The sequence below is a fragment of the Halomarina salina genome, from assembly GCF_023074835.1.
GTDB lineage: Archaea > Halobacteriota > Halobacteria > Halobacteriales > Haloarculaceae > Halomarina > Halomarina salina.
Genome location: NZ_JALLGW010000001.1, coordinates 3,092,154 through 3,099,874 on the forward strand (window position 1 = coordinate 3,092,154; position 7,721 = coordinate 3,099,874).

Consider the following 7,721-nt stretch of genomic DNA (forward strand, 5'->3'; position numbering starts at 1 on the left):
GTTCCAGCACCCGAACGCCGAGTTCACGGAGGGAACTCATGGTAACTGATAATCTACAGCGACAAGAACCTGCGGATTACGGTGGCATCGACCGCAGCGGCGGGCGGCCGCGAATCACCGGGCCACACGCCGGCTACGACCGCTACGGCCGACTCGACCACTACTTCTACCGCTGTGAGCGGTGTGGCCTCGAATCGACGGACGCCTCGCTCGCCGACGGCTGCTGGCGGTGTGAGGCGGAGGACGACCGATGACCGACGAGCGCCGGTCCCCCAGCGGCGGGTGGCGCGAGGTGTACAGCGAGATGGCCGTCTCGACGGACCACGAACCGGACTCGCTGCTCTGTCCGACCTGCGGCGACGACTGCCCCCGACTCCGGACGGCGACGTACTGGTGTCGGACCCACGGGGCGTGGCGGGTCGCCGCCTGCTGACGTCGCTACTCCTCCCTCGACGGCTCAGTCCGCCACCGAGCGCGCGGCAGTCCCGTTCGTCGTCGCGTTACCTCGCGTGTCCTGCCCACCCCGTTGACGGATGACGACGCTGTCGTTCGGCCCGACGGTGACGCGCTCGGTGGAGCCGTCCTCGCGTTCGACGACGATGACGAGACCGTCGCCCGACCCGACTCCGCCGGTTCCGCCACCGGACTGGTTGCCGGACCCGCCGGGCTGGACGGACTCACCGGCGAGGAACGCCTTCGCCTCGCTGCCGGTGCCGACCGTGTAGACGTCGCCCGACCGGGCATCCACGAACGCGATGTACGAGAGGCCCGCCGACGAGTTCGGGACGACGTGGACCTGCCAGTAGAGTCTCCCGTCGCGGACGACCGGTATCGGCTCGGCGGGAGAGACGTCGTTCAGTCGGGCGACGTCGGGGGTCCGCATCGCGTAGTCGGTGGCCTTCGACGGCCCGAGCAGTGCCTCGGACTGCGAGAACGTGAGCCGCTGTGGCTCACCGCTCCGGCCGTCGATGGTCCAGAGCTGGTAGACGCCGGCCGCGTCGCCCCACGGTTCGGCCGCGAGGACGTACGTCGGGCCGTCCTCGGTGAACACGGTGAACGGCTGGTCGTTCTCGCCGGGGACCGGCGCGAGTTCCAGCTGGTCCTCGTGGGTGAACCAGGTGTTGAGGATGCCGTTCTGGTAGGCCCGCGAGGCGACCTCGTGGCGGGCGAGTTCGTACGGGTAGAAGTTCTGTCCCGCGAGGACCTCGCTGGAGCGGGCCTCTTCGGGCGAGAGGTCGGTTATCGACCCGTTCTGGGCGACGAGCGAGACGCCGCCGAACTCGGGCACCGAGTGTAGCTGGGGGAGCGGCGTCGCCCGGAACTCCCAGTCGTGCGTGACGTACGGAACGGCGAGGAACATCTCGTCGCCGTGCGGGACGACGAACGGGTCGCGGTAGTCCCGGAAGTAGGCGTGTTTCGCCAGTTGCCACTCGTAGTCGTCCGTCACCGCCATCCCCTGCCCGACCTGGAACTCGCCCTCACGGACGGTGACGTTGGAACTCGTCGTCGTCATGTCGACGAACACCGCGCCGCGCTGTTTCAGGCGGTACGAGTTGATGCCGCCGTCGGGCGCGAGCGCGTACGACCACTTCGGCGTGCCGTTCACGACGGAGATATCACCGCCTGCGAGCCTGAACTGCGGCGACTGGAGGGAGTTCTGGGCGTACGCACGGGCGACCGACTGCGGGAGCACGCGGGCGCGCTCGGCGCTCGTCTCCGGGAGCGTATCGACGTCGGTGACCGCCGCGCCGACGCGCTCGGACGTCGCCTCGGCCTCGTAGAGACCGCCGACGACGCTCCCGCCGACGATGGCGAGGACGACGAGGAAACCCGCGACGACGATGGGGAGCGGAACCCGACCGGCGTCCGTCTCGACGCGAACGCCGGAGCCGGGCCAGCCGTTCCGGGCACCGTAGGCGACGTACGCGCCGAGGAGCAGTGCGACGACGGCGAGCCACTGGAGCACGCCGGGCGATTCGACGAACAGGGCGTACGCCAGCGGCTGGAACCACGGGCGCACGAACCAGAGGACTCCGAGGACCACCAGCGACAGGAGGGCGGTCACGAGGAGGCGACGGGAGACCGATACCATGTATCGGCACTCCAGAGTGTACCCACATAAACACGATGGAGCGTTCTCGCGGTGAGAGACGAGTCGGGGTGGTCACCCCGCGGAAGGGTGGCCGGTTCGTGGCAGTGCCAGCAGAAGGGCGCTAGCGACGGCGCAGACGGGGCGGGCGTCCGCCAGGGTCACACGCTACTGTGCGGCTTCGAACGTCTCGCGGAACGAGGTGGACTTCGTCTTGACGTTCCCGGCGGCGTCCGCGAGGGCGTCGAGCGGGTCGCGACCCTCCTCGGTCTTGACGGTCAGGACCGGGTCGGTCTGGCCCCCGGACTGCTCCGGGTTGACGTCGTACGTCGCGGCCGAGACGCCCTCGGTCTCCAGCAGCGCCCCCTTCAGCACGTTCATGAACGTGTGGTCCTCGCCGGCGATCTCGATGGACAGTTCCGTCGGCTCGTTCTCGATGACCCGGAGTTCCATGTCCACACGGAGGCCCAACGGCCGTTTCAACGTTTCGAAGGCGCGAGCGGTCGACCGACCGCTCGTCCGGCCCACTCCTGCCGGCGAACGTTCGGGCCGCGTCGGCGTCGATAGAACTACGGTAAGCGTTCGCGTGTCACGATTGTGCACCCGACGATAGCCGACACGCTGGAACTGAGCGCTGGAAAGTACCCCGAGCGGGACGCGCTGGTGTACCCCCGGAAGGACCAGCGCTGGACGTTCGCCGAGTTCGACGAGCGAGCCACCCGACTCGCCAACGCGCTGGCGGACCTCGGCGTCGGTCACGGCGACCGGGTCTCGACGCTGCTGTTCAACGGGAGCGAGATCGTCCTCACCGTCTACGCCTGCGCGAAACTCGGCGCGGTGTTCAACCCGCTGAACTACCGCCTGAAGGCGGGCGAGGTGGCGTTCATCCTGAACGACGCCGAGTCGTCACTCCTCGTCTTCGAGGAGGACACCCGCGAGGCCGTCGAGGGGGCACGCGAGGACCTCGACACCGTTCGGACGTTCCTCACCGTCGACGGCCCCGCCTCGCCCGGCGAGGCGTCGGGCGATCTGCCCACGTACGCCGAGGACTTCTACAGCGTGCTGGCCGATGGGGCGGCGGACCGTCCCGACGCCGACGTCTCCGAGGACGACGTCTACGCGTTCATCTACACCTCCGGGACGACGGGCCGACCGAAGGGCGTCGTCCACGAGCACCGCGACATGGTCGAGCACAGCACCATCTGCCTGGCCGAGAGCGGCATCGACAAGAACGACGTGGGGCTCTCGTGTCTCCCGCTGTACCACTGCGCGGAACTGCACGCCAACCTCTTCCCGCGCGTGCAGGTCGGGGCGACGAGCGTCATCCACCACGAGTTCGACCCGGTCGCCGTCCTGCAGGCCATCGAGGACCACGAGGTCACCCAGCTGTTCGCCGCGCCGACCGCGTGGAACGCGCTGGCCCAGACCGCCCCAGACGTGGACGCCGACGTCTCCTCGCTCGACATCGGGTTCTACGGCGCGGCCCCGATGCCGAGGCGGGTCCTCGACGCCTGCCGCGAGCAGTTCACCGAGAACTACCTGCAGGCGTACGGGATGACCGAAATCGGCCCCTGCGGGACGTTCCAGCACCCGGACGAACAGCTGACCAAGCAGGGCTCGGCGGGGCTCGCGGCGCTGAACCACGACCTGCGCGTCGTCGAACCCGACGGCCACCCGACCGAGGTCGTCGAACAGGGCGAGGTCGGCGAGATACTGTTCGCCGGGCCGTGCACCATGCGCGAGTACTGGAACCGTCCCGAGGCCACCGAGGAGTCGCTCCGCGAGGCCGAGGGCGAGACGTGGTACTACTCGGGCGACCTGGGCTACCGCGACGAGGACGGCTACCTGTTCGTCGTCGACCGCAAGGACGACATGATCATCTCGGGCGGCGAGAACATCTACCCGACCGAGGTCGAGGACGTGCTGTTCGGCCACGACGCCGTCGTGGAGGCGGCCGTCGTCGGCCAACCCGACGAGGAGTGGGGCGAGCGCGTGGTCGCGTACATCGTGGGGGAGGGCGTGACTGCGGACGAACTGGACTCGTTCTGCCGGGAGAGCGACGACCTGGCGGACTTCAAGCGTCCCCGCGAGTACCGGTTCGTCGAGGAGTTGCCCAAGAATCCGAGTGGGAAAGTGCAGAAGTTCAAGTTGCGGGACTCGGAGTGACCGAGCGAAGCGAGGGAGCGAGAGTCCCGGAAAGACGAGCGGGGAACGACGTGACCCGCGAACTGCGCGATTCGGCGTGACCGAGCGAAGCGAGAGAGCGAACGAGAATCGCGTTACTCCGAACGGCGACCGAAGGGTGCCGTGAGGTGTGAGCCGGTTCGTGACCGCCGTGAACGAACCGTCTCGGCGAAGCGAGCGAGGAGCATTGGCGACTCGCTCGACGTGAGAAACGAAGCGAGAACCGTCGCAATCCGCGGAGCGGAGAGCCGAACCGTGCGTCCAGCCGGACCCGTCAGTTACCGTTCGACGCGGGGACGTCGCCGCCGACGAGCGTGTCGAACGAACTGGGGTCCTCCCACAGTTCGCCGAGCGTCGCCGCCGCGAGGAACCGCGTCGGGCCGACGACCCACTCGGTCGTCACGTCGGCGTCCGCCGCCGGGGCGTGGGCGTCGAACCACCACGCGACGTAGCGGCCGTCCTGCAGTTTCGCCGTCGGGTACAGCTCCTCGCCGACCGCCACGTCGATGCGCGTCGCCTCCTCGACGTCCGGCCGGTCCTCGGACTCGTCGGCCACCAGCACCTCGATGTCCACGCGGCGGGCCCCCCGCTCCGCGTCGTCCGCGGGGGTCGCCGTCCCGAGAGCGCCGTCGTTCATGGGGCTACCGTTCGCTTCCGGCTATATAAGCGTCAGTCAGGCAGGTGTCAGACGCACGTCGGCGTTCGTGACTGTGCCCCGGAACCGACCGTGTCGTGCTCGTACGACAGCACCCCACAGTTCCCCCGACGGCGGTGGAACTAAGCCGACGGCGAGAGCGTTCGGCCCATGGACGTTGATGACATTCGGCGCGTCACGGTGCTCGGTGCGGGGAGCATGGGGCACGGCATCACCGAAGTGACCGCTCTCGCGGGGTACGACGTGGTGATGCGGGACATCGAGGAGGACATCGTCGAAGAGGGGTACGACAGCATCCGGTGGAGTCTGGAGAAACTCAGCGAGAAGGGCCTCGTCGACCAGGACCCCGAGGAGGTACTCGGACGCATCTCGACGGCCGTCGATTTGGAGGAGGCCGTCGCGGACGCGGACCTCGTCATCGAGGCCGCGCCCGAGCAGATGGAGATAAAGAAGGACGTGTTCGGCGACCTGGCGGAGTTCGCGCCCGAGGACGCCATCCTCGCGTCGAACACGTCGTCGCTCTCCATCACCGAGATAGCGAGCGTCACGGACGACCCCTCCCGCGTCGTCGGGATGCACTACTTCAACCCGCCGGTGAAGATGGACCTCGTCGAGGTCATCTACGGCGCGGAGACGAGCGACGAGACGGCCGAGGCGGCGTACGCGTTCGTCGAGTCGTGCGAGAAGACGCCCATCTTCGTCCGCAAGGACGTCAACGGGTTCGTCGTCAACTCCGTCCTCGGGCCGTTCGGCGACGAGGCGGCGTGGATGGTCTCGGAGGGCGAGGCGACCGTCGAGCAGACCGACGCGGCGATGGTCCACCAGCGGGGCTACCCGATGGGACCGTTCGAACTGTCGGACATGACGGGCATCGACATCGGCTACCACATCCGGAAGGAGGCGGGAAAGCCCATCCCGCCCATCGTCCAGGAGAAGGTCGACGCCGAAGAACTGGGCCAGAAGACCGGCAAGGGCTACTACGACTACGAGGACGGTGGGGGAACGACGTACGAACCCGGAGACGGCGAGGGGTTCGACACGCTCCGTATCGAGGCCCGGATGGTCAACGAGGCCGCGAAGCTCATCGGGAACGACGTCGCCACCGCGGAGGCCATCGACACCGGGATGCGTCTCGGCACGGGCTTCCCCGAGGGGCCGTGCCGCCGTGCCGACAAGGAGGGGCTCGACACGATCCTCGACAAACTCCGGACGCTCCACGACGAGACCGGCGCCGACCGCTACGAACCCGCCGACTACCTCGTCGAACTCGTCGAATCCGGCAAGACCGGCGAAGACGCTGGCGAGGGGTTCTACTCCTACGGCGGGAGCGACGGCGAGCGCGACTACCACACCATCCAGCACTCCCTGCGCGAGGACGGACTGCTCGAGATAACGCTGGACCGGCCCGAACGCCTCAACGCGCTCAACGGCGACCTGATGGAGGAGGTGCAGCACCTGCTCGACTCGACACCCGAGGACGACGTTCGGGCGGTCACCTTCGAGGGGACCGGCGACCGGGCGTTCTCCGCGGGGGCGGACATCACCGGATTCGCGGGGCTCGAACCCCACGAGGTCGGCGTCACGGAGTTCTTCGAGGCCGTCGCGAACTACCCGAAACCGACGCTGGCGAAGATCGACGGCTTCTGTCTCGGTGGCGGCCACGAACTCGCGCTGGCGTGTGACCTGCGCATCGCTACCGAGGACTCCGAGTTCGGGTTCCCCGAGATAAATCTGGGCCTCATCCCCGGCGGTGGCGGCACCCAGCGGGCGATGCGGATGCTCACGGACGCTCGTGCGAAGGAACTCGTCTTCCGCGGCCACCGCATCGACGCCGAACTCGCCGAGGAGTGGGGACTCATCAACCGCGCCGTCGACGACGACGAGTTCGACGACGTTGTCGCCGAGTACCTCGACGACCTGCTCACCGGCCCGCCGGTCGCACTCCGGAAGGCGAAGCAGGTGATGAACGCGGGCCGCGACCAGGACCTCTCCGCGGGGCTGGAACTCGAATCGCAGGCGTTCGGCCTGCTGCTCGGAACCGAGGACATGCAGGAGGGCGCGGCCGCGTTCATGGAGGACCGCGACCCCGAGTTCGAGGGGAAGTAGATGGACGACGCGGAGGCGTCGGAGCGGGAGGTGACCGAGACACCGGCCGCAGCGGCCGCTGGCGACCACTCGGAGGCGGTCGCAGACACCATCGAGCGCGAACTCCGCGAGGAGGCCGAGTCGCACGGCCTGTTCGGTCTGCTCGGCGTCGAACTCGTCTCGGCTCGCGACGGCCGGGCGGTCCTCACGCTCCCGTTCGAGGAGGAGTTCACGAACCTCGCGAACGTCTCGATGCACGGCGGCCTGACGGCGACGCTCGTCGACACGGCCAGCGGGTTCGCCCTGCGCTCGGTGCTCGGAGCGGACGCCACCCTCACCACGACGGACATGAACGTGCGCTACCTCCGCCCGGCGACGAACGACCTGCGCGTCGAGGCCGAGGTGGTCCGCGCCGGGACGACCATGGGCGTCACCGAGGCGCGAGTGACGAGCGAACACGAGGGCGAGGAGAAGGTGGTCGCCACCGGCGGCACCTCCTACCGCCTGTTCCGGGGTGAGAACGCGTGAGCGACGAGTCGACCGCGAGCGAGGACGGAGTCAGAGAGGAGAGCGAGGACGGAGTCAGAGAGGAGAGCGAGGACGGAGTCAGAGAGGAGAGCGAGGACGGAGTCAGAGAGGAGAGCGAGGACGGAGTCAGAGAGGAGAGCGAGGACGGAGTCAGAGAGGAGAGCGAGGACGGAGTCAGAG

The 7,721-nt window shown here is 68.4% G+C and carries 8 protein-coding genes and 1 pseudogene; 6 read left to right on the forward strand and 3 right to left on the reverse strand.

Annotated features, from left to right (window positions below; translation table 11 throughout):
* Positions 1-38 precede the first annotated feature (38 nt).
* Both MX571_RS15740 and MX571_RS15745 read left to right on the forward strand, forming a co-directional pair.
* Positions 39-254 (forward strand): DUF8118 domain-containing protein, encoded by a 216-nt coding sequence (locus tag MX571_RS15740; protein WP_247418380.1) that lies wholly within the window; start codon positions 39-41, stop codon positions 252-254.
* Complete coding sequence (locus tag MX571_RS15745) at positions 251-433, forward strand: hypothetical protein (protein WP_247418381.1); 183 nt, start codon at positions 251-253, stop codon at positions 431-433. The genes MX571_RS15740 and MX571_RS15745 overlap by 4 nt, the downstream gene beginning before the upstream one ends.
* Before the next feature lie 24 nt (positions 434-457).
* Here MX571_RS15745 and MX571_RS15750 read toward each other — a convergent pair whose 3' ends face one another.
* Together MX571_RS15750 and MX571_RS15755 are read right to left on the reverse strand one after the other, a co-directional pair.
* Positions 458-2,092, reverse strand: a complete 1,635-nt coding sequence (locus MX571_RS15750) for an ABC transporter permease (RefSeq protein ID WP_247418385.1) — start codon at positions 2,090-2,092, stop codon at positions 458-460.
* A gap of 165 nt (positions 2,093-2,257) precedes the next feature.
* Positions 2,258-2,542 carry a DNA-directed RNA polymerase subunit L gene (locus MX571_RS15755; RefSeq protein WP_247418386.1) on the reverse strand — a complete coding sequence of 95 codons (285 nt, stop codon included), beginning with the start codon at positions 2,540-2,542 and terminating at the stop codon, positions 2,258-2,260.
* 144 nt (positions 2,543-2,686) lie between these two features.
* On the opposite strand from MX571_RS15755, the gene MX571_RS15760 reads away from it, so the two are divergent.
* Positions 2,687-4,255, forward strand: a complete 1,569-nt coding sequence (locus MX571_RS15760) for a long-chain-fatty-acid--CoA ligase (protein ID WP_247418388.1) — start codon at positions 2,687-2,689, stop codon at positions 4,253-4,255.
* 292 nt (positions 4,256-4,547) lie between these two features.
* Here the strand turns inward: MX571_RS15760 and MX571_RS15765 are convergent, their stop codons facing one another.
* Positions 4,548-4,910 (reverse strand): hypothetical protein, encoded by a 363-nt coding sequence (locus tag MX571_RS15765; RefSeq protein ID WP_247418389.1) that lies wholly within the window; start codon positions 4,908-4,910, stop codon positions 4,548-4,550.
* 168 nt (positions 4,911-5,078) lie between these two features.
* On the opposite strand from MX571_RS15765, the gene MX571_RS15770 reads away from it, so the two are divergent.
* The 3 genes and pseudogenes from MX571_RS15770 to MX571_RS15780 form a co-directional block, all read left to right on the forward strand.
* Positions 5,079-7,034, forward strand: coding sequence for a 3-hydroxyacyl-CoA dehydrogenase/enoyl-CoA hydratase family protein (locus MX571_RS15770; protein ID WP_247418390.1), 1,956 nt, complete (start codon positions 5,079-5,081; stop codon positions 7,032-7,034).
* Positions 7,035-7,541 (forward strand): PaaI family thioesterase, encoded by a 507-nt coding sequence (locus MX571_RS15775; RefSeq protein WP_247418391.1) that lies wholly within the window; start codon positions 7,035-7,037, stop codon positions 7,539-7,541.
* A pseudogene (locus MX571_RS15780) lies at positions 7,538-7,721 on the forward strand (hypothetical protein); the annotation flags it as partial. The gene MX571_RS15775 and the pseudogene MX571_RS15780, both read left to right, overlap by 4 nt.

Coding starts and splice junctions, on each gene's coding strand:
- MX571_RS15775 (WP_247418391.1), top strand. CDS start 7,035: ATGGACGACGCGGAGGCGTCGGAGCGGGAGGTGACCGAGACACCGGCC.
- MX571_RS15745 (WP_247418381.1), top strand. CDS start 251: ATGACCGACGAGCGCCGGTCCCCCAGCGGCGGGTGGCGCGAGGTGTAC.
- MX571_RS15750 (WP_247418385.1), bottom strand. CDS start 2,092: ATGGTATCGGTCTCCCGTCGCCTCCTCGTGACCGCCCTCCTGTCGCTG.
- MX571_RS15765 (WP_247418389.1), bottom strand. CDS start 4,910: ATGAACGACGGCGCTCTCGGGACGGCGACCCCCGCGGACGACGCGGAG.
- MX571_RS15755 (WP_247418386.1), bottom strand. CDS start 2,542: ATGGAACTCCGGGTCATCGAGAACGAGCCGACGGAACTGTCCATCGAG.
- MX571_RS15740 (WP_247418380.1), top strand. CDS start 39: ATGGTAACTGATAATCTACAGCGACAAGAACCTGCGGATTACGGTGGC.
- MX571_RS15770 (WP_247418390.1), top strand. CDS start 5,079: ATGGACGTTGATGACATTCGGCGCGTCACGGTGCTCGGTGCGGGGAGC.